General features: G+C 58.6%; 17 protein-coding genes. 13 read left to right on the plus strand and 4 right to left on the minus strand.

Annotated features, from left to right (window positions below):
- The first annotated feature begins 17 nt into the window (after positions 1-17).
- From QSJ80_RS10565 to QSJ80_RS10585, 5 genes are all read left to right on the plus strand, one after another.
- Positions 18-1,178 (plus strand): phosphoglycerate kinase, encoded by a 1,161-nt coding sequence (locus QSJ80_RS10565; RefSeq protein ID WP_285764418.1) that lies wholly within the window; start codon positions 18-20, stop codon positions 1,176-1,178.
- Between the two features lie 68 nt (positions 1,179-1,246).
- Positions 1,247-2,311: a class II fructose-bisphosphate aldolase gene (fba, locus tag QSJ80_RS10570; protein WP_285764419.1), complete on the plus strand. Its 1,065-nt coding sequence runs from the start codon at positions 1,247-1,249 to the stop codon at positions 2,309-2,311.
- A gap of 128 nt (positions 2,312-2,439) precedes the next feature.
- Positions 2,440-3,420 carry an alpha/beta hydrolase gene (locus QSJ80_RS10575; protein ID WP_285764420.1) on the plus strand — a complete coding sequence of 327 codons (981 nt, stop codon included), beginning with the start codon at positions 2,440-2,442 and terminating at the stop codon, positions 3,418-3,420.
- 125 nt (positions 3,421-3,545) lie between these two features.
- The gene (locus tag QSJ80_RS10580; RefSeq protein WP_285764421.1) at positions 3,546-4,358 is read left to right on the plus strand and encodes a hypothetical protein; all 813 of its coding nucleotides are present in this window, start codon (positions 3,546-3,548) and stop codon (positions 4,356-4,358) included.
- 24 nt (positions 4,359-4,382) lie between these two features.
- On the plus strand, positions 4,383-5,102 hold the full coding sequence (locus QSJ80_RS10585; RefSeq protein ID WP_285764422.1) for a hypothetical protein: 720 nt from the start codon (positions 4,383-4,385) through the stop codon (positions 5,100-5,102).
- A 72-nt stretch (positions 5,103-5,174) separates the two neighbouring features.
- Here QSJ80_RS10585 and rarD read toward each other — a convergent pair whose 3' ends face one another.
- The gene (gene rarD / locus QSJ80_RS10590; protein WP_285764423.1) at positions 5,175-6,071 is read right to left on the minus strand and encodes an EamA family transporter RarD; all 897 of its coding nucleotides are present in this window, start codon (positions 6,069-6,071) and stop codon (positions 5,175-5,177) included.
- Between the two features lie 140 nt (positions 6,072-6,211).
- On the opposite strand from rarD, the gene QSJ80_RS10595 reads away from it, so the two are divergent.
- Positions 6,212-6,340, plus strand: a complete 129-nt coding sequence (locus tag QSJ80_RS10595) for a DUF3149 domain-containing protein (protein ID WP_285764424.1) — start codon at positions 6,212-6,214, stop codon at positions 6,338-6,340.
- Positions 6,341-6,437: 97 nt separating this feature from the next.
- Here the strand turns inward: QSJ80_RS10595 and serA are convergent, their stop codons facing one another.
- Positions 6,438-7,670 (minus strand): phosphoglycerate dehydrogenase, encoded by a 1,233-nt coding sequence (gene serA, locus QSJ80_RS10600; RefSeq protein ID WP_285764670.1) that lies wholly within the window; start codon positions 7,668-7,670, stop codon positions 6,438-6,440.
- Positions 7,671-7,856: 186 nt separating this feature from the next.
- Between serA and QSJ80_RS10605 the strand changes: the two genes are divergently transcribed.
- From QSJ80_RS10605 to QSJ80_RS10620, 4 genes are all read left to right on the plus strand, one after another.
- Complete coding sequence (locus QSJ80_RS10605; RefSeq protein ID WP_285764425.1) at positions 7,857-8,516, plus strand: fumarylacetoacetate hydrolase family protein; 660 nt, start codon at positions 7,857-7,859, stop codon at positions 8,514-8,516.
- Between the two features lie 91 nt (positions 8,517-8,607).
- Positions 8,608-9,129, plus strand: a complete 522-nt coding sequence (locus QSJ80_RS10610) for an asparaginase domain-containing protein (protein ID WP_285764426.1) — start codon at positions 8,608-8,610, stop codon at positions 9,127-9,129.
- Between the two features lie 221 nt (positions 9,130-9,350).
- On the plus strand, positions 9,351-10,838 hold the full coding sequence (locus QSJ80_RS10615) for an aldehyde dehydrogenase (RefSeq protein ID WP_285764427.1): 1,488 nt from the start codon (positions 9,351-9,353) through the stop codon (positions 10,836-10,838).
- A gap of 193 nt (positions 10,839-11,031) precedes the next feature.
- Positions 11,032-13,164: a TonB-dependent receptor domain-containing protein gene (locus QSJ80_RS10620; protein WP_285764428.1), complete on the plus strand. Its 2,133-nt coding sequence runs from the start codon at positions 11,032-11,034 to the stop codon at positions 13,162-13,164.
- Positions 13,165-13,242: 78 nt separating this feature from the next.
- On the opposite strand, the gene QSJ80_RS10625 is transcribed toward QSJ80_RS10620, so the two are convergent.
- The gene (locus QSJ80_RS10625; protein ID WP_285764429.1) at positions 13,243-15,741 is read right to left on the minus strand and encodes a choice-of-anchor D domain-containing protein; all 2,499 of its coding nucleotides are present in this window, start codon (positions 15,739-15,741) and stop codon (positions 13,243-13,245) included.
- Between the two features lie 160 nt (positions 15,742-15,901).
- Complete coding sequence (locus QSJ80_RS10630; protein WP_285764430.1) at positions 15,902-17,149, minus strand: MFS transporter; 1,248 nt, start codon at positions 17,147-17,149, stop codon at positions 15,902-15,904.
- A 189-nt stretch (positions 17,150-17,338) separates the two neighbouring features.
- Between QSJ80_RS10630 and QSJ80_RS10635 the strand changes: the two genes are divergently transcribed.
- The 3 genes from QSJ80_RS10635 to QSJ80_RS10645 all read left to right on the plus strand — a co-directional run bounded on the left by QSJ80_RS10635 (position 17,339) and on the right by QSJ80_RS10645 (position 22,817).
- Complete coding sequence (locus QSJ80_RS10635) at positions 17,339-19,177, plus strand: aminotransferase-like domain-containing protein (RefSeq protein ID WP_285764431.1); 1,839 nt, start codon at positions 17,339-17,341, stop codon at positions 19,175-19,177.
- 159 nt (positions 19,178-19,336) lie between these two features.
- Positions 19,337-20,179 carry a carbon-nitrogen hydrolase family protein gene (locus tag QSJ80_RS10640; RefSeq protein WP_285764432.1) on the plus strand — a complete coding sequence of 281 codons (843 nt, stop codon included), beginning with the start codon at positions 19,337-19,339 and terminating at the stop codon, positions 20,177-20,179.
- A gap of 157 nt (positions 20,180-20,336) precedes the next feature.
- On the plus strand, positions 20,337-22,817 hold the full coding sequence (locus QSJ80_RS10645; protein WP_285764433.1) for a TonB-dependent receptor: 2,481 nt from the start codon (positions 20,337-20,339) through the stop codon (positions 22,815-22,817).
- Positions 22,818-22,863 lie beyond the last annotated feature (46 nt).

Here is a 22,863-nt window from a genome sequence, read left to right on the forward strand (position 1 = left end):
TTGCAAAGGGGAAAGACATGGCAGTGAAATTGATGGCGGACCTGGATCTCGCGGGCAAGCGTGTCCTGATTCGTGAAGACCTGAATGTGCCGGTAAAGGACGGCGCGGTAACTTCAGACGCGCGCATTCGTGCGGCACTGCCCACTATCCGCAAGGCACTGGATGCCGGCGCCAGGGTCATCGTCATGTCTCACCTGGGCCGCCCCACTGAAGGCGAATTCGCCGAGGAGTTTTCCATGGCGCCGGTAGCGGCGCACCTGGGCAAGCTGCTGGAGCGCGATGTACCGGTAATCCGTGAATGGCAGGACGGCGTCGAGCTTGCTGATGGCGAGCTGGCACTGCTGGAGAATGTGCGTTTTAACAAGGGCGAGAAGAAAGACGACGAAGCCCTCGCCAAGGCCTACGCAAGCCTGTGCGACGTATTCGTGATGGATGCCTTCGGCACCGCGCACCGCGCCCAGGCCTCTACCCACGGTGTGGCGAAGTTTGCCCCGGTTGCCTGCGCCGGCCCGCTGCTGGCCGGTGAGCTGGATGCGCTGGAAAAGGCACTGGCCAATCCGGCGCGGCCGATGGTGGCGATTGTCGGCGGCTCCAAGGTGTCCACCAAGCTGACCGTGCTGGAAACCCTGTCTGATAAGGTGGACCAGCTGATCGTCGGTGGTGGTATCGCCAACACTTTCCTTGCTGCCAGCGGCAAGCCGGTGGGCAAGTCCCTGTACGAGCAAGACCTCATTACTAATGCCAAGGCGCTGATGGCCAAGTGTGATATCCCGGTGCCCACCGATGTGGTAACCGGCAAAGAATTCTCCGAAAGCACCGCTGCGGAACTGAAGTCTGCAGACGACGTTGCTGACGATGACATGATCTTCGACATAGGTCCGGACTCCGCCAAGGCGCTGGCCAAGGTGCTGGAAGAGGCCAAAACCATCATCTGGAATGGCCCGGTGGGCGTATTCGAATTCGACCAGTTTGGCGAGGGCACCAAAGCGCTGTCCATGGCCATCGCCAACAGTGAAGGTTTCTCCATTGCTGGCGGCGGCGACACCCTGGCGGCGGTAGACAAGTATGCAATCGCAGATAAAGTCTCCTACATTTCCACAGGCGGTGGTGCCTTCCTGGAATACGTAGAGGGCAAGACTTTGCCAGCCGTAGCGATGCTTGAATCGCGTGGCGAGTAAAAATAATAAGAATGATAACTGCGGCCAACCGCAGACCTGACACCCAACGAGAACATAAGGAATTTTGAATGGCACTGATTAGCATGCGCCAGATGCTGGACCACGCCGCAGAGCATGGTTACGGCGTGCCGGCTTTCAATGTGAACAACCTCGAGCAGATGCGCGCCATTATGGAGGCTGCGGATGCAACGGACTCCCCGGTGATCGTGCAGGCATCTGCGGGCGCACGCAAATACGCGGGCGCGCCTTTCCTGCGTCACCTGATCCTTGCTGCGATCGAGGAATTTCCGCACATCCCGGTAGTGATGCACCAGGATCACGGCACCAGCCCGGCGGTGTGCCAGCGTTCTATCCAGCTGGGTTTCAGCTCAGTGATGATGGATGGTTCCCTCGAGGCGGACGGCAAGACCCCGGCGTCGTACGAGTACAATGTGCGCGTGACCCAGGAAGCGGTGGCCATGGCACATGCATGTGGTGTCTCCGTGGAAGGTGAGCTGGGCTGCCTCGGCTCTCTGGAAACCGGCCAGGCCGGCGAGGAAGACGGCGTGGGTGCGGAAGGTACCCTGAGCCACGACCAGCTGCTGACCGATCCGGAAGAAGCGGCGGACTTTGTTGCCAAGACCAGGGTGGATGCGCTGGCAATCGCCTGCGGTACCAGCCACGGCGCCTACAAGTTCACCCGCCCGCCGACAGGCGATATCCTGGCGATCGATCGCATCAAGGAAATCAACGCGCGTATCCCGAACACCCACCTGGTGATGCACGGTTCTTCTTCCGTGCCGCAGGAGTGGCTGAAGGTGATCAACGAGTTTGGCGGTGAGATCCCGGAAACCTACGGTGTGCCGGTTGAGCAGATCTGCGAGGGCATCAAGCATGGCGTGCGCAAGGTCAATATCGACACCGACCTGCGTCTGGCCTCGACCGGTGCGGTGCGTCGTTTCCTTGCTCACAACAAGGCCGAGTTTGATCCGCGCAAGTTTCTGGCGGAAACCACCAAGGCTATGAAGGAAATCGTGGTTGCGCGCTACGAGGCCTTCGGCACTGCGGGCAATGCCAGCAAGATCAAGCCGGTCAGCCTGGAAACCATGTTCCAGCGTTACGAGTCCGGCGAGCTGGACCCGAAGATCAGCTGATCGGCCACGCCTGAACCAGACTTAAAGCCCTCCCCGCGGAGGGCTTTTTCATTTCTGGCGCGCGTGCGTTTGCCCGGTACCTGCGCGCCAATTTTATTTCTGTCATCTGCATGCAGTAGACTGGCTTTATGGAATTCAGCCAGGCCCCCTCTATCAGCTTCCATCCCAGCCCCCTGATCCGGCGGCCGGATTACTCCGCCCTGCGGGAGGCGCTGCCACAGCTGGATTTCGAGAACGATCGACGCATACTGCCGGAGCTGGTGGATTACCGCAGTTTTTATCACCTGAACTTCCCCCAGGCTGCCGCCACCGGGGTCGGTACTTTTACTGCCGCCGGCTTCGACCTGGTGGCGCAGTACTGGCTCGCGCAGGATGCCCGCGGCACTCTGTTCGTTTGCCACGGTTACTTTGACCACACGGGTATTTATGGTGCGGCGGTGCGTTTCGGGCTGGAGCGCGGCCTGAATGTCGTAATTTTCGATATGCCCGGGCACGGTATCTCTTCCGGCGAACCGGTAGCGATCGATACTTTCCTGCAGTACCGGCAGTGCTTTGAGGTCCTGTTACGCATTGCCGAAGGCAGGCTGCCGGGCCCGTGGCATGCGCTGGGGCAGAGTACCGGCGGTGCCACCATTCTCAACTTCCTGCAGTTCGGTGACTGGCAGCCGTTCGACAAGATCATGTTGCTCGCGCCGCTGGTGCGGCCGGCGGGTTGGCACTGGCGCAAGTGGATCTACCATCTGGGCCGCTTCCTGATTCCGCAGCCCAGCCGCGGCTTCAATATCAATACCCACGATGCCGAATTCGCGCGGCGCCAGGCGCACAGGGACCCGCTGCAATCGCCGGTGATTTCCATGCGCTGGCTGGGGGCTATGGTGGACTGGTTGCAGGTGTTCCCGGATTTGCCGCGTAACTGGGCGCCGCTGCTGGTGGTGCAGGGGACGGGCGATGGTACCGTGGACTGGCGCTACAACATGCATGCCATCGCCGATCGCTTCCCCAACAGCAAACGCGTGATTATTGAGGGGGCCCGTCACCAAATGATCAATGAGACCCAGCCCTATCGCCAGGAAATTCTGGATGCCATGGATCGCTGGTTGAACGACTAAATATTTGATACCTGGGAAAGGATGTGCGTCTCAATTGTTGTGTGCACTGGGTCCTTGCCGGTCATCTTTATTCCGCTACTCTAGACGGCTCAAATAACAGAAGCTGTATCTCTGGAAGACTAATAATGAATCGATCAATTTTTGCGCTGCTGCTGGCGGCAGCCGCAACCAACGCTCAGGCGGATGAGTGGAAATACACTGTCGGCGCGGACGTCAGCAGTGGTGAATATGGCTCCACCAGCGAGACGGAAATCACTGCGCTGCCGTTCTCAATGACCTGGTCGCCGTCTGACAAGTGGTCATTCAAGGCTTCTGTGCCGTGGATCAGCATCGAGGGTGATGGCAGTGTGGTGGCCGGTGGCGACGGTGGTTTTGTTGTTGGTCGCGGCAACGGAAACGGTAACGGTGGTAACCAGGGGGTAGAGGAAACCGTCGAACGCAGCAGCGAGAGCGGCCTGGGTGATATCTGGCTGACCTCTACCTACAGCCTGGAACCACTGGCTGCCAACAGTATTTACGTGGACCTGTCGGCCAAGCTGAAAATGCCCACCGGGGATGAGGCCAAGGGTCTCGGTACCGGCGAGGTGGACTACAGCCTGCAGATGGAAGCTTTTGCGCCGATGGGCAAGTGGATGCCGTTCGTCACCGTGGCGCGCAAGTTCAAGGGTGATATGCCGGAAACCGAGCTGAACGATGTGTGGTACACCTCTGTCGGTAGCGCATATCAGCTGTCGGGCAATACCAGTTTCGGCGCCTCGCTGGACTACCAGCAGGCCACTACCGCGGAAAGCGACCCGACCAACGAAATTTTCAGCTATGTTAGCCACAAGATCACCCCGCGCCTGACGGGCATGCTGTACGGCTATGTAGGTCTTGCCGATGGCGGCCCGGACAATGGTTTTGGTGTCCAGTTCAGCTACCGCCCTGGCGCTAACTGATTTTTATAAAAACAGGAGAAAAAAATGCAATTCCCGTTTAAGAAAAGCATGCTCGCCGCGGTGCTGGCTGGCCTGATGGGTTCCGGCTATGCGCTGGCCCAAACCGATGATGTCGATGTCGAAACTGAAGTTGAAGAAACCGGTGTCCAGGTTGATCGCATTGCCGGTCAGTTCGCCGATTTTGTCGGTAGCGAAGAAGAAGCTGCCAATGTCGTCAATGGTCTGCGCGATGGCAGCATTCGTTACGAAGCCGAAACTGACGGCTCTGAAGCGGAAGCCGAGACAGATACCACTGCAGAAGTCGACACCGTCGAGGGCGAAGGTGGCGAGCAGGGCATGGGCTACGGCAATGTCTTTATCACCATGGCACTGGCGGAGCAGCTGGCGGGGCAGATGGCAGATGAGCTGGCGGCGGCTGAAAGCGAATCTGAAACCGGCACTGAGGCAACTGTCAGCTACAACGATGCTCTGAATAAGATTCTGTTTATGCGTCAGGAAGAAGGCATGGGCTGGGGTCAGATTGCCAAGGATCTGGGCCTGAATCTTGGCCATGTAATGAGCGACCTGCGTTCCAATCGCCCGGAGAAGGTCAGCGAGAAGTTGAGCCAGGGCAAGCCGGAAAAAATGGCACGCGTTGCCAAGGCGGAGAAAATGGAACGTCCTGCGAAGCCTGAAAAAATGGAGCGCCCGGAAAAACCGGAAAAACCAGAGCGTCCGGAAAAGCCGCAGCGTCCTGAGCGTTAATCGCGCCAGCGTACAGCACAAAAAAACGGGGCCATGCCCCGTTTTTTTGTGTCCGCGCTACTTTCGCCAGCACTAGGAGGCTGGCTTTCTCAGTCGTCGCTGGCGCCAGATGCTTTCGGCGGTAAAGAGCGCAATCCCGGTCCATACCAGGCCAAAGGTCACCAGCTTGCGCGGCTCGAAGTCGGAATCGAAGTAAAACAGCGCCAGCATAAACATCAGGGTGGGACCGATGTACTGCAGCTGGCCGAGCGTGGACAGTTTCAGGCGGCGCGCCGCCACGGTAAACAGCAGCAGGGGCACCAGGGTAATGGGGCCGGCGGCCATCAGAAGGGCATTGGTGCTGGCGCTGTTCTCCGCCAGGTTACTGGTTGGCGAGGTGGAGAAAAACAGGAATCCCAGTGCCAGTGGCACCAGCATCAGGGTCTCGATTGCGAGGCCGGTGAGGCTGTCCACCGGCGCCTGCTTGCGGATCAGGCCGTAGAGGCCGAAAGTGCCGGCAAGGGCCAGGGCAACCAGCGGTACCCGGCCGAAGCCGATAATCTCATAGGCAACGCCGCAGGCTGCAATGATGACCGCCAGCCACTGCAGCGGCCGCATCCGTTCCCCCAGCACCAGCACGCCCAGCACCACATTGAACAGCGGGTTGATGTAGTAGCCGAGGCTCGCGTCCAGGATCTTGTTACTGGTTACGGCCCAGATGAAGATCAGCCAGTTGACGGTGATCAATACCGTGGAAACCGCCAGCCAGCCCATGGTGCTGTGCTTGCGTAGGGTGGCGATCATGGTGGGGGCTTTTTTCAGCGCGAGCACCAGGATGATCGCCAGCAAAGCGGACCAGATCACCCGGTGGGCGAGGATTTCCGGCGCGGAGATACCTTTCAGCAGGTAAAAATACAGCGGAGCCAGCCCCCAGATGGTGTAGGCGGCGACGCCGGCCGCGAGGCCCTGGGGGGAGGATTCCTGTTGCATATTAATACCGGGTGGTCTGATTGGGTGGTTTGGCCCTGGTCTGGTGAGTTTCCCGTCTGACGCGCGTGGAATTGATCTAGCGCAGGTCCTGCGGCCGGATTCGGCAGGACAATTCCAGTCAGATTAGCGGGAGCGCGATTATGCAAGCTTTGAAAGATTTATTCACCAGTTTTCCGGGATTGCTCACCGTGGGCATCATCGTTTTCATGCTGGTGATGATGGGCTATCTGACCCATAAGATGCTGCGGAACATGAACGAGAACAAGTAACTGCAATTCCCGGCAGGCCCTTTTCATAGACGCCGTCCGGGTTAAACGAAAAAAGGCCCGCTGGGGGCCTTTTCGGTGAGTTGCGCTGGAGGCGGGTCTAGAACAGGACGCGGCAGCGCAGGGTGCCGTCGATGTTCTTGAGCTTTTCCAGTGCCACGTCCGAGTAGTCGGCGTCGACGTCAATTACCACATAACCGATCTTGTTGTTGGTCTGCAGGTACTGCGCCGAGATATTGATGTTGTTCTCGGAGAATACGGCGTTGATCGCGCTCAGTACACCCGGCACGTTGCGATGGATGTGCAGCAGGCGGTGGCAGCCCTCGTGTGTCGGTAGCGCCACTTCCGGGAAGTTCACGGAACTTGTGGTGGTGCCGTTATCAGAGTACTTGGCCAGCTTCTCGGCCACTTCCATGCCGATGTTTTCCTGAGCCTCAACAGTGGATCCACCGATATGCGGGGTCAGGATAGCCTTGTCGATGCCGCGCAGCGGGGAAACGAACTCCTCCTGATTGCCGCGTGGCTCTACCGGGAATACGTCAATTGCGGTGCCGGCGAGGTGGCCGCTGTTCAGGGCGTCCGCCAGGGCCTCGATATCAACCACGGTGCCACGCGATGCATTCAGCAGGATCGCACCCTTCTTCATCCGCGCGATCTGCTCCCGCCCCATCATATCCCGGGTAGATTCCAGTTCCGGCACGTGCAGGGAAACCACATCCGCCTGTGCCAGCAGGTCCTCCAGCGCGCGGATCTGGGTGGCATTGCCGAGTGGCAACTTGGTGATCACATCATAGAAAATGACCCGCATACCGAGGCTTTCCGCCAGTACGGAAACCTGTGAGCCGATCGCGCCGTATCCCACGATGCCCAGGGTCTTGCCGCGCGCCTCATATGAGCCCGACGCGGACTTGAGCCAGCCACCGCGATGGCTGATGGCATTCTTTTCCGGGATGCCGCGCAGCAGCAGGATGGTCTCCGCGATGACCAGTTCTGCCACACTGCGGGTATTGGAGTAGGGCGCGTTGAAGACGCTGATACCGAACTCGGTGGCCGCTTCCAGGTCCACCTGGTTCGTGCCGATGCAGAAGCAGCCAATGCCGATCAGCTTGGGCGCGTTTTCCAGCACCTTGCGGGTCAATTGGGTACGGGAGCGAATACCGATAAAATGCGCATCGGCTATTTTCTCGATGAGCTGGTCTTCCGGCAGGGAAGTTTTCAGGTACTCCACGTTCGCATAACCCTGTGCCTGCAACAGTTCCAGTGCGGACTGGTGCACCCCTTCGAGCAACAGGATGCGGATCTTGCCTTTTTCCAGTGAAATTTGTGGCGCCATTTGGTGATCGACCTCGGGAAAATGGAAACACTCGGTGCTGGGTGGCGGCTTATTCATGGGCCGTCCCGGCGAGGCGCGATATGTTACCACAACAAAGCTGCCTGGCAGCGCAATAGTTTGAGTGGCCGGGGTTATTCCGGATATAGCTCTGACTGATCTGTCAGGTTGGCATAAAGGGAATTCAAAGTGAGCAGATTTCATTACAGTAACGGCGCCGATGTGCCCTGGGCACCGGGCAAGGCCGTATGTGTGGGACGCAACTACGCCGAGCACGCCCGCGAGCTGGACAACCCGGTGCCGGCGGAGCCGTTGCTGTTTATCAAGCCGGCCACCGCCATGGTGCCGATGGAAGGCGGTTTTCACCTGCCGCGCGGGCGCGGGTCCTGCCATTTCGAGACCGAGCTGTCGCTGCTGATCGGTGCGCCGCTGACCAACGCCGCGGTGACTGAGGTGGCGCCGGCGATCGCGGGCCTGGGGCTGGCGCTGGACCTGACCCTTCGTGACCTGCAGGCCGAACTGAAAAAGAACGGCCACCCGTGGGAAAAAGCCAAGGCCTTTGACGGCTCCTGCCCGGTATCGCCGTTTGTGGCGCTGGACTGGTTGCCGGACTGGAACAACCTGTCGTTTGCCATGCAGCTGAACGGCGAGGTGCGCCAGCAGGGCAATTCCAGCCAGATGCTGACCCCCCTGATGGAACTGGTGAGCTATGTCAGTAGCCATTTCACCCTCTTGCCCGGGGATCTGGTTCTCACCGGAACCCCCGCCGGCGTCGGGCCCCTGCACCCGGGGGATCGACTGGCGCTGAGCCTGGAAGACTGGCTCGGGGTTGAAGCCGAGGCCCGTTGATACCAATTACAGGTCGCGCCGCCATTACCTGTGACCGGGGCGGGTGGGCAGCCTATACCTACAACCTGAACCAGAATTTTTGTATGACACCATGAACCCAGACAACAGCACCCAGACCATCCGCATCCTGACCACTGGTGGCACCATCGAAAAAAGCTACTGCGAGTCCGATGGCACCCTGATGAACCGCGCCTCCACCATTCGTGAGGGCATCATCCAGAGTCTGCGCCTGCCCTACACGGAACTCGAGCTGGAGAGCGTGCTCAACAAGGACTCACTGGAGATGGACGATGCCGATCGGGACAAAATCGCCCAGGCCATTGCAGCCTGCGGTGACGCACAGCCGATTGTGGTTTTGCACGGCACCGATACCATGTCCGTAACGGCCGAATACTGCCATGCCAGGCTGGGCCAGCCCGGGGTGGCGGTAGTGTTTACCGGCGCCATGAAGCCGATGGGTTTTATCGACTCTGATGCCCGCCAGAACGTGACCGAGGCGTTGCTGGCCGCCAAGTTGCTGCCGCCCGGCTTCTATATCGCATTCCATAACCGGGTGTTTGCGGTGCCGGGGGTAAGGAAGAATCTGGATACCGGCACCTTTGAAGCCTGTTGAAAGCTGCTGCGCTAGGCAATCCGTCGTTAAATCTCGGCTCTTAATGCTCATTTACTCCCGGTAAACTCCGCTTATTCGCCGAAATTTGCCTTGACTTGCCGTCGCTCACGACGCTTTCAAGGGATTCCCCCTTTAAATGTGATCACATTTTAGGTAAAGTCGAATTATTGTTCGGTTAGCGGGTTGTCTGCCGGCCGATGAACGTTTTTTGTGGAGGCAATATGACTTCTCTCGCCCACTGGCAGCAGCGCGCTGCAGAACTCAAGATCGAGGGCCGTGCATTTATCGACGGCGCCTATGTGGATGCCAAGTCCGGCGCTACCCGCGCCACGGTTAACCCGGCCGACGGTGTGGAAATCGCGCAAATTGCCAGCTGTGGTCCCGAGGACGCCGAGCTGGCGGTGCAGGTCGCACGCCGCACCTACGAATCCGGCGTCTGGTCCGAAATGGCACCGGCCGAGCGCAAGAAGGTGCTGGTGCGTTTTGCCGACCTGATCGAGCAGAACCTGGAAGAGATTGCCCTGCTCGAGAGTATCGACGCCGGCAAGCCGATCAGCGATACCCTGCATGTGGACGTACCGAGCGCGGTCAATACCATCCGCTGGAACGGCGAGGCCATCGACAAGGTTTATGATGAAATCGCCCCGACCGCGGAGCACGAGCTGGGCCTCGTAACCCGTATGGCGCTGGGTGTTGTGGTCGCCATCGTGCCCTGGAACTTCCCGCTTTCCACCACTGCGTGGAAACTGGGCCCATCCCTGGCCGCGGGCAACAGTGTGATCCTGAAGCCGGCGTCCAACACGCCGCTGACCGCGATCCGCCTCGCCGGGCTCGCAAAGGAAGCGGGTCTGCCTGACGGTGTCCTGAATGTCCTGCCGGGACCGGGCGGCAGCCTGGGATCGGCGCTGGCGCTGCACATGGATGTGGACTGCCTGACGTTTACCGGCTCCACCGAGGTAGGCAAGACCCTGACCGAGTACTCCGGCCAGTCCAACCTGAAGCGTACCTTCCTGGAGCTGGGCGGCAAGAGCCCGAACATCGTGTTTGCCGACGCGGACCTGGACAAGGCTGCCGAGGCGGCGGCGCTGGCGATCTACTACAACCAGGGTGAAACCTGCACCGCCGGCTCGCGCCTGCTGGTGGAGAAGTCCATCGCTGATGAATTTATCGCGAAGGTGAAGGCCGCGGCAGCAGTGTTCAAGCCGGGCCATCCGCAGGACCCGGCAACGCGCATGGGCGCACTGATCGATGCGGCGCAGCTGCGTACGGTCGAGCACTATGTGGCGAAGGGCCTGGAAGAGGGCGGCGAACTGGTTTGTGGCGGCAAGACCAGTGCCGTGGCAGATGGCGGCCACTACTATGAGCCCACCATTATCCGCAACGTCAAAAACAGCGACACCATCGCGCAGGAGGAAATCTTCGGCCCGGTACTCGCGGTCATCGAGTTCGATGGCGAAGACGAAGCGGTGCAGATCGCCAATGATTCCATCTATGGCCTGGCGGCAGGCATCTGGACCAACAACTTCGGTCGTGCTCACCGCATGGCGAAGAAAGTACGCGCCGGCTCTGTATGGGTGAACAACTACTTCGGTGGCGACATCACTGTACCGTTCGGTGGTTTCAAGCAGTCCGGCAATGGCCGCGACAAGTCCCTGCACGCGCTGGACAAGTACAGCGAGCTGAAATCCAGCTGGTTTGATCTTTCCTGATCCAAACTGGTTGCCTGATTTTTATAGCGCCTGGCCCGCATCTGCGGGCCTTTTTTTGTCCAGTGGAAAGTGGCAGTGCGCGCTAGTCCTGTCGATATGTGGTAGATGAAGCGCCACAAGTACTCATCGGGCCCATCCCCGGCTGAAAATTTCCATACACTGATTGCTCTGCGGTACAGCTCCCGGTGTATGGATGTCAGATAAATTCTTTTCCGCCCTGCAAGGCACAATCTTCCTGTCTCTCGGAATGGCTTCCGGCTTGAGTCTCGCCGATGAAGAGGCTGCAGATCCGCAGGATTCCCCCGAAGTTACCCAGCTGGAGGCGTTGCCGGCGCAGGTTCAGACTCTCGCAGACCTCGCCAGGATGTTGCCGGGTGCTGCCTGGCAGTGGCGCGATTTCAGCGGAGAAAGCAGTGGCACGGGCCTGTCCTTGCGCGGTGCCGGCGCGACGAGCGGGGTGCCGATCGTTTTTGCCGGTGTTCGCCTGCCGGTGACGGTCAGCCTTGAGGATGTCGAAGCTGCCGCATTAATGAATGGTGCCCAGGGTGTGACGCTGGGTGCCGGCGCGACTGCCGGCGCGCTACGCCTGTCGCCGGCCGAGCCGCAACTCGGCGAGACCTTGGGTCTGCTGCAGGGCCATGTGTCACAGCAATCCGTTGCATTTGAAGGCGGCGAGAACCACCAGGTGACCGGGGTAATCAACCTGCCGGTTGGCGAGCAGTTTGCCGTGCGGTTTGCGACCGGCAATGGCAAACGCCGTGGGGTAACCGACTATACCGGCCTGTATGAGGTCAATCGATTCAATGAGCCGGCTCTGCTGGAGCCGCGCCGCCGGTTGGAAAGCGCGGCCGTGATCGCACCGAGTGAAGGGCCGGATGAAGCGGGAGTGGACTTTGCCCGTCTTGGTATGCTCTGGCAGCCATCGAACCAGCTGAGATCAACTTTCTTTTATCACGCCGAGAGCGGGCTTGCAGATGCCCGCAGCTACAGTACGCCGGGTTCCAGTGGAGCCCAGCCGGAAGTCAGGGTGCGCGAAGAAGCTTCCCGAGACCTCGACCTGGCGTCGTTCGATATAGAGTGGCAGCTGCAGGGGGGCGTGCTCAGCGCGTGCACGGGATGGCTGAATACCCGCTCTGCATCACTGGATGACAGCACTGGCCTGTTCGCAACGGGCCAACAGCTTGCGCCCGGTTGGCCGCGGCCGCTGGTGCTGGAGACGCGCCGTGGTGCCGCGATGTCACTGGTTCAGGATATCGGCTTCGAATCTGCCGCGAGTGAAGGTCTGGCCTACAGGCTGGGCGTGCGCTATGAGCGCCAGCGGGCGGATTACGAAAGTGCACTCAGCCTGCCGGGTTATGCGCAATGGTTGCAGGCGGGCGGTGACGGGGTTCCGTTACAGGAGCTGCCTGGCTCGCTGTTGCCCTCCACATTGAAACCGGAATCACGGGACATATCCGTCGCCGCGGCGCTCGATTGGGCGCCGGCAGAGCGCTGGCGTTTCGGTGCCGGTGCACGCCTGGTCGATACCCGGGTAACGGCAGAGTTTTCTGCGCTGGATGCGCGTCGGATTCTGTTTGAGGCGGATGCGGTATACGAGGCCGCAAACAAAACGGAATGGTTTGCACGTCTTGCCCAGGGTTATGGGCCGGGGCTGGCAACGCGCATGGTGACGCTGCCGCCTGCGCCGGTAGGAAGGAGGCCGGTAATGTCGCAGGCCAGCGGCATACTGGGCGGCAGGGCAGTAAGCCTGCAGGAGTGGTCTGATACGCTCGAGCTGGGAACCGAGGGGGGTATCACGTTGCCGGCAGGACGGTCTTACGAACTCACCTATCGGGCGACAGTTTTCGCGACACAGCGCGAGGCCGATTTCCTGGTCGTAGAAGAGCTTGGTGGGGGTATAGATGACCTGGCAGAAAAGGTGGTCGGTATCGATATTCAGGCCGGACTTGTTGCGGGGCCTTTTGCATTGACGGCAGGCCTGATGCTTGCCGATCGTGATACGGCTGGCGAACCGCTCTGGGCCGCACCCGGGCAGGTCGCAAACCTGGGCGGGGAATATCGTCGATCGGTATTTGAGGATAAGTCCCTGGTGATGACGCTGTCGGGATACTTTCAGTCAGGAAGCGATATGCCGCTCGCGGGTGGGCAGGATACCGGGGATTACCAGCTGTGGGATTTTGGTGTCGAACTGCAGGCGCAGGGGTGGGAGGTAAACCTGTTCCTGAAAAACCTGGCAAATGCCGACGCGATCACCGGTGCTGAAAACGGCCAGTTGTTCCGCCTGCTGCCGCGCACATTGGGCGTAGGCGTTGCCTATCGTTTCTGATTAGCGAGTTACGCCAGAGACAAAAAAGCGCGGCCGGGGCCGCGCTAACAGGTCAAGCAATTACACCAGGGAAGAATCTCAATTACACAGGCTGCGAATGCTGTGGGCTTCCTGCGCGGCGTCCATCCACAGGTATTCGTCGTCATCGGCGAAGTAGTAGTAGACAGTGTCATTCGACAGGATCAGTACAGTGATGCCGCCGTAGCCCGACATGAACGGCAGCCACAAAGGCGCGCTACAGCCGGCGATATCCGCAGAAATCTCGTGCGCCCAGAAGCCGTTGTTGTACTTGTAGTCTGACAGTGGGTCCAGGCCACGATCACTGGCATCCTTCTGTAGGGCCGCATCCATCTCCGATTGCTTGAGGCCGGGCTGACTGCCTGATGCATAGAAACTGCCTATCTTGGCGATGTCGTCACCCAGGAACATCAGGCCCCAGCCGGTAAATGGCTGCTGCTCGCTGTCATAGGTGCGTCGGCTGAACTGCGCGGTGGGACTGACACCCAGCGGGCCGAGAACTTCACCAATCAGCAGATCACTGTAGATATCCTTGCTGCTGCCTTCCAGGCCCTGCAGGTACTCGTTCATGGCCCGGCCGAGTATGTAGGTATCCGAAGTATGATAAATCCACTTGGTGCCCGGGGATGCCTTGCGGGGATATTCCGTACAGCTGTAACTGATCTTGCTGGCATGGCTCTCCGGCAGGAACAGGTCATTGGTGTGCGATGCCCCTTCGTCCGACATATAGCCGGCCAGTTTGTAGTTCCCGGTACCCATATCTGCGGTGTTGTTGAAGGTCACGTCATCCCAATTGCCGTTTGCCGCACACTCAGGCACGTAGTTGGAGATCGCCTGGTTCATGGTGCCAGGGTATTTCTGTTCCAGTCGCATCAGCGCGGTACCTGCAAAGATGGATTTAGCACTGGAATAGGACGGTACCGGCAAGACCTCACAATAGGGGTAGTCACCCTGCCGGGTTGTGCAGCCTCCCGTGTAGTGGGTACCGTCGATGACAAAACCCACGAGCGATATTGCGGACGGTGACTTGCCGTTGGGTGTGGCGAACTTCGTGTAGTCAGTGCCCGGGTAGTCGCTGTTCAGGGCGCTGAGCGGCTTGGTGGGCATGCGGCCGTTCACTTCAGCCTGGTATTCGGCAACGAGCGTGGTCGCATTGGAAACGGCCGCTGGTATATAGGTCGCATCAAGCTGTCCCCACATGTCGAACTGGAAGTAGAGGCAGGTTTCGCTGGCGATCTGGTAGGCCACATCTGTCACCGAGCCATCATCCTTGAATGCAAACATCATCATGCCGTTGTGAATACAGTTGGCATTCTTCTGTTGCAGCGCGAATGGCAGTGCGACGCGGGAGTAACCACTGTCCCCGTTCTCGTCCCATACCCGGCCGGGCAGAAGGATGTATTCCCATTCGGGGTGACTGCTGGCGATAGAACCGCGTTCTTTGGGTACCAGGTGGCTGCCAGTCTGGACAAACTCGAAGTCGAATTCCGGCAGATGCTTGCGGGTGGTATCGCTGTTGCCGGTGTAGCGGAAGCTGTCCTTCTGTTCATCGAAGCTGCCGCTGGTGGCTTCGCCAAACAGTTCCAGGCTGCCTTCGAAGGTGTTACCCGGGTTCGCGGCCTCCGCCGGCAATGCGTAGCCGCTCATATTGACCAGTGAGCCCGAGCCATTACCGGTGAGCGTGTTATAAGTCAGCAGGCTGCGGCTCACGTTGCCGCTACCGGAAAGCGGGTCGAAATTGCTGGTGGTGCCGCCACTGTCGCTGGCGCTACCCGAAAGGCTGATACTGATATTGCTCTCGTCCGGATCGTTGGAGCTGATGCCCAGGCTGTCGCTGTAGCTGCCGGCGCTGGTGGGATTGAAGTCCACAGTGACCTGGCAACTGTTACCCGGGGCGATATTGCCTCCGGTACAGGTCTCCGCGCTGATACTGAACGGGGCGCTGACGCTACCGACACTGTTTATCGAGAGATCTGCGCTGCCCTGATTGCTGATCACTGCATTGACGGTCTTGCTACCGCCAATGGTGATATTGCCAAAGCCGAGGCTGGCAGGCGCATCGATGTCCGGGTCGGTCTGTGCGCCGCTGGTGCCGGTCACCGCCACTGACTGGCCGTAACAATAGTCGCCAGTGGTCGCGCCGTCACCGCGGAAACGAACCTGCATCTGCGGGTTGTTGTCCACGCCGGAGGGGGCTGCGCTGGCAGAAAAGTGGCTGCCGTTGTCCTGGCCATTGTCCAGTTGCAGGATGGTTGTCCAGTTGCTGCCGCTGTTGACCGACACCTCTGCATAGCAGTGATCGGCATTCTCGAGTGAGGATGCGGACATCACCATGCTGACTGAAACGGCGGAGAAGCCGGCTGTTGATATTGTCCGCCAGGCGCTGGATGGGCCGCGCAGACGGATGGACTCGTTGTTATGGGCATTCACAGTACCGCTGGTGCTCCAGTCTGAAATATTTCCGTCGGAAAAATCGTCGGAGAAGATGGTGTCCGCACTGGCCCCGGAAGACTGGGTCAGTAAAGCCGCGAAAACCACCGCGCATGATAGTGTTCTCATGGGGGTGCCTTTCTTGTTCTTGAGGCTTGTCGCCTGGGAGGTTCTGCTGCCGGTGATGCGGGCAAGAGTCATCAGAATCGGCCAGGGGCGCGTGATTGGTTAGAGCCAGATGCCGGCTCAAAGTAGAGCCAGAGAGGTTCTGGCTCCGGATCTGAAAGAATCAGGCGTCAGCCAGTTCTGTTGCGGAATCGAGATGACGTGCGGCCGGGAGGGAGAGCAGGCACAGTGCGAGCAATGCGGCCGCAATCACGATCATCTGTGTATAGGTACCGCCGCCGGAAATAAAGTAACCGGCAACCAGAGGGCCACAGGCCAGCCCGGTTTTGGACGCGAATCCGCCGAAAGCGGCCATCTGGCCCGCCTTGTCGAAGCGTGATGCCATGGTAAGAAAGTAGGGCACGCAGAAAGCCCAGGTAATGCCGGTGGCAATATTGGCAAACACAAAGATAGCCTTGTTGCCGCTATAAACGAACAGCAGGATGCCCAGTACCGTCATCACCAGTGCGAGTACCAGCGGGCCGGTAATCGGGTACCGGGTGCTGGTCCAGGCGGCGAGTATTGCACCACTGATTGCAATAAAGTTTGCTGCAAACAGTGTTTCACTCATAAAGGCCTGCTCGAGGCCAAAGGACTTGCCGAGATCAAAGATAAAAGCGAACAGGGCCATGTTGGCAAACTGGAAAAGGAATAGCGCAAACAGGGTGACCAGAAGCGGGTGCCATTCGATTCTCTCTGCGGGCTGAGAGGGTCTTTGTACGTTTTCTGCCGGGGGTTCCGGCAGCGGGTAATCTCCGATAAACGGCAGCATCAGCAGGGTAATGCTGCTGAAAACCAGCAGTGCGTAGAAGGGTACATAGGTGCCATGCTGGGATACCAGGGCCGGTAGCACCAGCATCCCGAAGGCCCCGCCGGTGTACTGCACGATCAGCACCATGCTGTAACAGCGACCCGGTGCAGCACTGCGTGCTATCACCGCAAAGCCGATGCCCACCAGGGCACCGCCCAATACGCCGTGTACGAACCGCAGCGGAATCAAAAGGTCTATCTGCGCGAGGCTGATGGTGGCGAGATCCATGCTCATCGACAGGCACAGAAGCCATGCAGCGGCAGTTTTCCAGCGGTGGATCTTCTTGACTACCCAGGAAATGGCAAAAGCCCCTACCACCGCGCCGATGGTATTGGCAAAAGTAATCTCGCCGGCCTGTGCATTACTGAGTCCCGCACCTTCCATCAATGCACTGACAATCACCGGGAAGATATTGACGTAATAGAGACCTGCGGAAGACAGGAACGCGAGCAGCAGGCTCGCTGCCCAGCTGTCATCTGTAACTGTCGGCAGGGCTGAATGCTTGCCTGGTGTACCCGTCGTGACAGTATTCTGGTTTAGGCTTTCGGCCGGGTTGCTCATGGCTGCAGTTTCCCTGAGAGTCCACATTAACCTCCCACGCTATCGAAACACGGAACCAAAACTAGGTCCAGATTTCATTTTGTTATGGTGCCAGTTATGATCAAGGCTCCAAGTGACGGCACAAATGCCGTAAAAGGGTTGCAGTAGTACCACGTTAACCTCCCACTGCCTGAGACAGACGGGTTACGCATGCCTGAAGCCTTGATCGTACTGGATCCGGACACTGACAAGAGCCTGCAGCAGCAGATTCGCGAAAAGATCGTGCACGGCATCCTGCAGGGATCCATTCCCCCTGGGCACCGGATGCCCTCTTCGCGCAAGCTTGCCCAGCAACTGAGCGTTGCGCGCAATACAGTGGTGCTAGCGTACCAGCAACTGGTGGATGACGGTTTCCTGGTGACACGCCAGCGCAGCGGTTTTTTCGTGCGCGACTCAATCCCGACACAGGGCGGAATCGGGGATCCGCGTACCCAGAGCACGCGGGAGGACTTTCAGAGAGAATTCTGGCTGCAGCGTTTCAATAGCACCAGCGTGAACACCGGTTACGGCAGCCTGCGTAATCGCCTCAGTGCGCGGCCGCAGAACTGGCTGCAGTACCCCTATCCGTTTGTCAGCGGCGAATATGATCCAAGACTTTACCCCAGTGCGGAGTGGCGCGAGTGCGCGCGTGATATTTTCAGTACGCGTGAGGTCAACCAGTGGGCCACGCTTGGGGCTAACGATGATGACAAGCAGCTGATCGAGCAGATCTGCACACGTATCCTGCCGCGTCGCGGCATCTATGTGGATCCGGCCCAGGTGATGCTGACCTGTGGCATCCAGCAATCCTGTTACCTGCTGAGCCAGCTGTTCGTTAACAAGCGCACGCGCCTGGCCATGGTGCGCCCCGCATGCCCAGAGACGGAGGAAATGTTCAGCCGCTCCGGAGCCTCGATTACGCCGCTGGAACAGGACCCGGACGGCCCGCGGGCGACAGACAATCTGTTGCACTGCAATCTGTGGTATCTCGAGCCTAATGCGCAAATGCCGACAGGGGTTACCACCAGTCTGCAGCGCCGCCGGCAGTTGCTGGAGCAGCTCGAGCGGGCGGAAGGCATCCTGGTCGAGAACGACTGTGATCACGATTTTTTCTACCACGGTAATGCGCTGCCGCCGATGAAAAGCATGAATGGTGGCGAGCGGGTGGTTTACCTGTACGAATTCCCAAAAGTAATCGATCCGGGCCAGCAGCTCGGTATCGTGGTGGCATCACGGACGGTAATCAAGCGTCTGCGCGGATTGCGCTTTGCGGTACGAGAAAGACTGCCGGCGATGAACCAGCGCCTGCTGGCCAAGTTCATTGCGGCTGGCTACCTGGATGTCGCCGGCTTCCGAATCACCCAGGCCTTGAAGCGACGCTGGCAGGCAGTTGGCGAAGCGCTGATGTATCACCTGACCAAGTGCAATGTCAGGCGCTCTGTATGCGGCACAGCATGCCTGCTGGAGCTGCCTGCCGAGCTATCCGCGCGCGAGCTGGTACGCCGTGCAGAAAAGCAGGGCATCCTGATCGAAGCTGTCAGTGGTAAGGATAACTGCGTACGTATCGGCTATGCCGCGATCGGCGAAGAAAAGATCGAGCCGGGAATCCGGGCGCTGGCGGCCATCATCAAGGATTCGGCGGGTGATCGCGAGGAAACGCTTGAATCGGCCATCGGCACGCGCCTGGATGCCGGCGCGCTGCGCAAGCGGCTCTGTGACGCGGTCATGATGGGTACCAATGCGCTCGGGGAATCCTATCGCATAGAGCTGCATGCCGATGGGACCATGCTGGGGTACTCGCGCAATGATGTGGATATGGACGAGACCGATACTGGCCGCTGGTGGCTGGATGGTGACCAATGGGTGCGCCAGTGGCGCAACTGGTCCTACGGCCGCAAGGCTGCATTTCACGTGGTCGCAGAGGGAAGCAGGCTGAAACTGTTTGGCACCGGGGGCAATTTGATCGATACCGCGTTCCTTGCCGCGCAGGCCGTTGAAGAGCCAGCCTGACTCCTCCCTCTCGATTCGTATTGGAACCATATCCCGCCTGCATCTGGACCTATGGCGCCCCCGATGCATGCGCCAACATGGTGCCACTGAATCAACATGCGGCAGGCTCATGTGTCCTTGTGGGACGCGGCGCCACACCGCAATAGAGTGGGAATAGCCATGAGCAATTTTGGAATTGCAGCGTTGCAGCTCAGCCTGGAAGAGGCCGACAATCTGGAGTTGCTGCTGTTACGCATACAGAAAACCAAGCTGCGTTTCCCTTGGGTCAAAATGATCGTGCTCAGTGAGCTGGCGCTGCGTGGCGTGGGCGTCCAGCACGCGAGGGAGTTACCCTCACCTGAGGAGCAGGCGTTCTGCCGCACGGCCAGGGAGCTGGGGATCTGGCTGGTTCCGGGCTCCATGTATGAAAAGTGCGGCGCTCACGTATTCAACACCACGCCAGTGATCAACCCGGATGGCGAGGTGGTCGAACGCTACCGCAAGATCTACCCGTTCCTGCCTTACGAGAAAGGTGTTTCCTGCGGTGACCGTTTCGTGGTTTTCGATGTACCGGAGGTTGGCCGCTTCGGGCTATCCATCTGTTACGACATCTGGTTTCCGGAAACCGTGCGTGCCCTGGCATGGATGGGGGCGGAGGTCATTTTGCAGCCCACCAAGACGGATACCATCGATCGTGTCGATGAACTCTCCATGATCCGCGCCAACGCCATTATGAACCAGTGCTACATCGTCGGCGTGAATGCCTCGGGCGCGCAAGGTGTGGGCCGTTCAATGGTGGCTGGCCCGGAAGGGGAAATTGTCCATGAGGCTTCGGTGGAAGAGGAAATCATCGCGCTGGAGCTGGACCTTTCCCGGGTCCGGCACGTACGCGAGCGCGGGATGAAGGGCCTCGGCCAGGTACTCAAAAGTTTCCGTGACAACCCGGTGCGCTTCCCGCAGTACGAAGACGGCGCGCGCTCGGAAATACTGGATGCGATGGGGCCACTGGCGGTACCGGACTAGTTACCAGGTTTCGGCAACTGGACTCATGTCTGGCTGCGAACTGGACCTAATTGGCACCATCAAGTCCAGATAGGATAAAGATACGGTTTATTAGCGGTTGCGCGTGGTACACGCGCGCCATTCACGGCGGTACCCTTATAAAAAGGTTGGGAAGACCATGGAAAACAAACGCAAACTTGGTTTTAGCAAGACCGCCCTGGCACAGGCGGTGGCCGCTGTATCGGCCGGTTACGTGCTGGCGATGCCTGCTGCTTTCGCACAGGAAGAAGAAATGATGATGGAAGAAATCATCGTTACGGCGACCAGCCGCGAGGCAAGCATTCAGGATATTCCCTACAACATCTCCGCAGTGTCCGGCGATGATATCGAAGCAAAGAATATCGTCAATTCGAACGAGCTCCTCAGAAGTGTCGCAGGGGTTGCAATCCTTGACCGGGGATATCGCAACGGCGGCATGACCAATAATATGATCATCCGCGGTCTCAATGTCGACAACGGTGCGAATGGTGATATCGGGCTATCTACCGTGTCTCCGGTGGCTACTTATGTCGATGCAACGCCGATTTTCGCGAATTTTGTACTGAAAGACGTTGAGCGGGTGGAAGTGCTGCGAGGCCCTCAGGGCACGCTCTACGGATCCGGGGCGATGGGCGGAACGGTACGCTACATCATGAACAAGCCGGACAGTAGCGAGTTCGACGCAAAGATTTCCACCAGCTTAAGCCAGACAGACGGCTCCGATGGGCAGAATTTCAGCGGCGACGTCATGCTCAATATGCCGCTAAGCGATAACGCTGCAGTGCGTGTTTCTGCAGGTAAAATCGATAATGCCGGTGTGGTTGATTACGTCAACCTGTACGAGCTGCAGGATGGCAAGCCTGTAGTGGCCGCCGATGACGGAAGCTGCAGGAGCGTACAGGACGGTAGCCTGAGTGCAGAGGAACTGGTCTTCAACGGTTCTTGCTACACCAGTAAGGACGATGCAGATACCGTTGAGATCGAGCATGCGCGCGCCGCGCTGAAGCTTGATCTTGGTGAAAATGTCAGTGTTCTGGCCAGCTACCAGATGCAGCGCGATGAAGTTGGCTCGCGCCGTAGCGTGACTGAAGGTGCGGATTACCTTGGCAACGCCTATGGCGATTACGAAAACGGATCCACCATGCTGGAGGCCTCGGAGCGCGATGTCGATCTGATGTCTCTGGAAGTTGAAGCCGATCTGGGTTTTGCAACCCTGACCTCGACCACCTCGAGCTACGAGCACAGCGGAAATGGCTGGCGCGACAACACCAGCCTCTGGGTGACGGACCGCGGTGGCTTCGCCAACTGGTTTGACATCCTCTACCCGGGGACGCCACGCCCGGTTGCACATGTGAATGCCGGTTACGAGGAAGAGGCGTTTGTGCAGGAGCTGCGCCTTGTGTCTAACAGCGGTGACAGCAATATAGACTGGGTCGCTGGTGCTTATTACATGGATCAGGATCGCACCACAACCAACGTCAGTTACCTGCTGGGTCTCGACGAATATGCCGCGGCCTGTCTGGAGGTCGGCGCCGCTTGCCCTGCCGATGGAGAGTGGTTCACGTTCTTCGACCTGCAGGAAACGGACTTCGATTATAACCGAAAGGAAACTTTCGAAGACCTGGCGGTTTATGGTGAGCTCACCTTCCATGTTAGCGAGGATGTCCACATCACCGGTGGTGTACGCTGGTTCGACAATAAATTGACCAACAATACTGCTCTGGGCTTCCCGCTGATCGCTGGTGATTCCGTCGACTTTGAGGAATTTGCACCGCAGGAAGAAGATGATATCCAGTACAAACTGAATGCTTCGTGGGACATCAGTGATTCCACTATGGCATACGCGACCTATTCTGAGGGCTTCCGTCGCGGTGGCTCCAACGCCGTACCCTGTTCGGGCTTCTTCTTTGAGCCCAACTGCGAAGTGGCTGGTGTTTACGGTAAAGATACTGCCCAGAACTATGAACTTGGTGTGAAGGGCAGTAGTGAGCGCATGCGCTATTCTGCGAACCTGTTTGTGGTCGACTGGAAAGATCCCCAGCTCAATACCGCGACCGCCTGGTGGGGCTTCTTTATGGCCCAGAATGGTGCGTCCGCTCGCACCAATGGTCTTGAGGTCGAAGCAGAATTCGCCCTGACTGACAGCACGGAATTACATGCCGGTTATACCTACACCGAAGCCGAATTGACCGATGATGTGATCAATGTCCAGGTTGGTGGTGTGATTGCGGAAGACGGAAGCCGTCTGCCGGGCATCCCCGAGAATGTACTGACCCTGAGTTTGACGCATTCCCGGGATCTGGCGAACGGTATAGAAATGGTTGCCCGCTTGGGCAGTTTCTACCAGTCAGATACGATCAACTCGGTGGTTGATAACACCCTGCAGCAAAAGCACGATGGATTCAGCATCTGGAATGCCTCTGCAAACTTTGTTAAAGATAGCTGGGTGATATCTCTCTACGGTAAGAACCTAATGAATGAAGAAGGCGTTACCGGTGCGTATCCTTCAGCATATATGGGAACTGATACAGGCACCTTTGAGAATTACTATGGCAATAACGCTCGCCAGTATATCTCGACACCAAGAACCTTTGGATTGAGTGCCTCATACAATTTCTAAGGTGTCACTGAGCTACTTACTGAGCCGGGCTTAGCCCGGCTTTTTT

Source organism: Biformimicrobium ophioploci (assembly GCF_030270605.1).
Taxonomy (GTDB): Bacteria; Pseudomonadota; Gammaproteobacteria; order Pseudomonadales; family Cellvibrionaceae; genus Biformimicrobium; species Biformimicrobium ophioploci.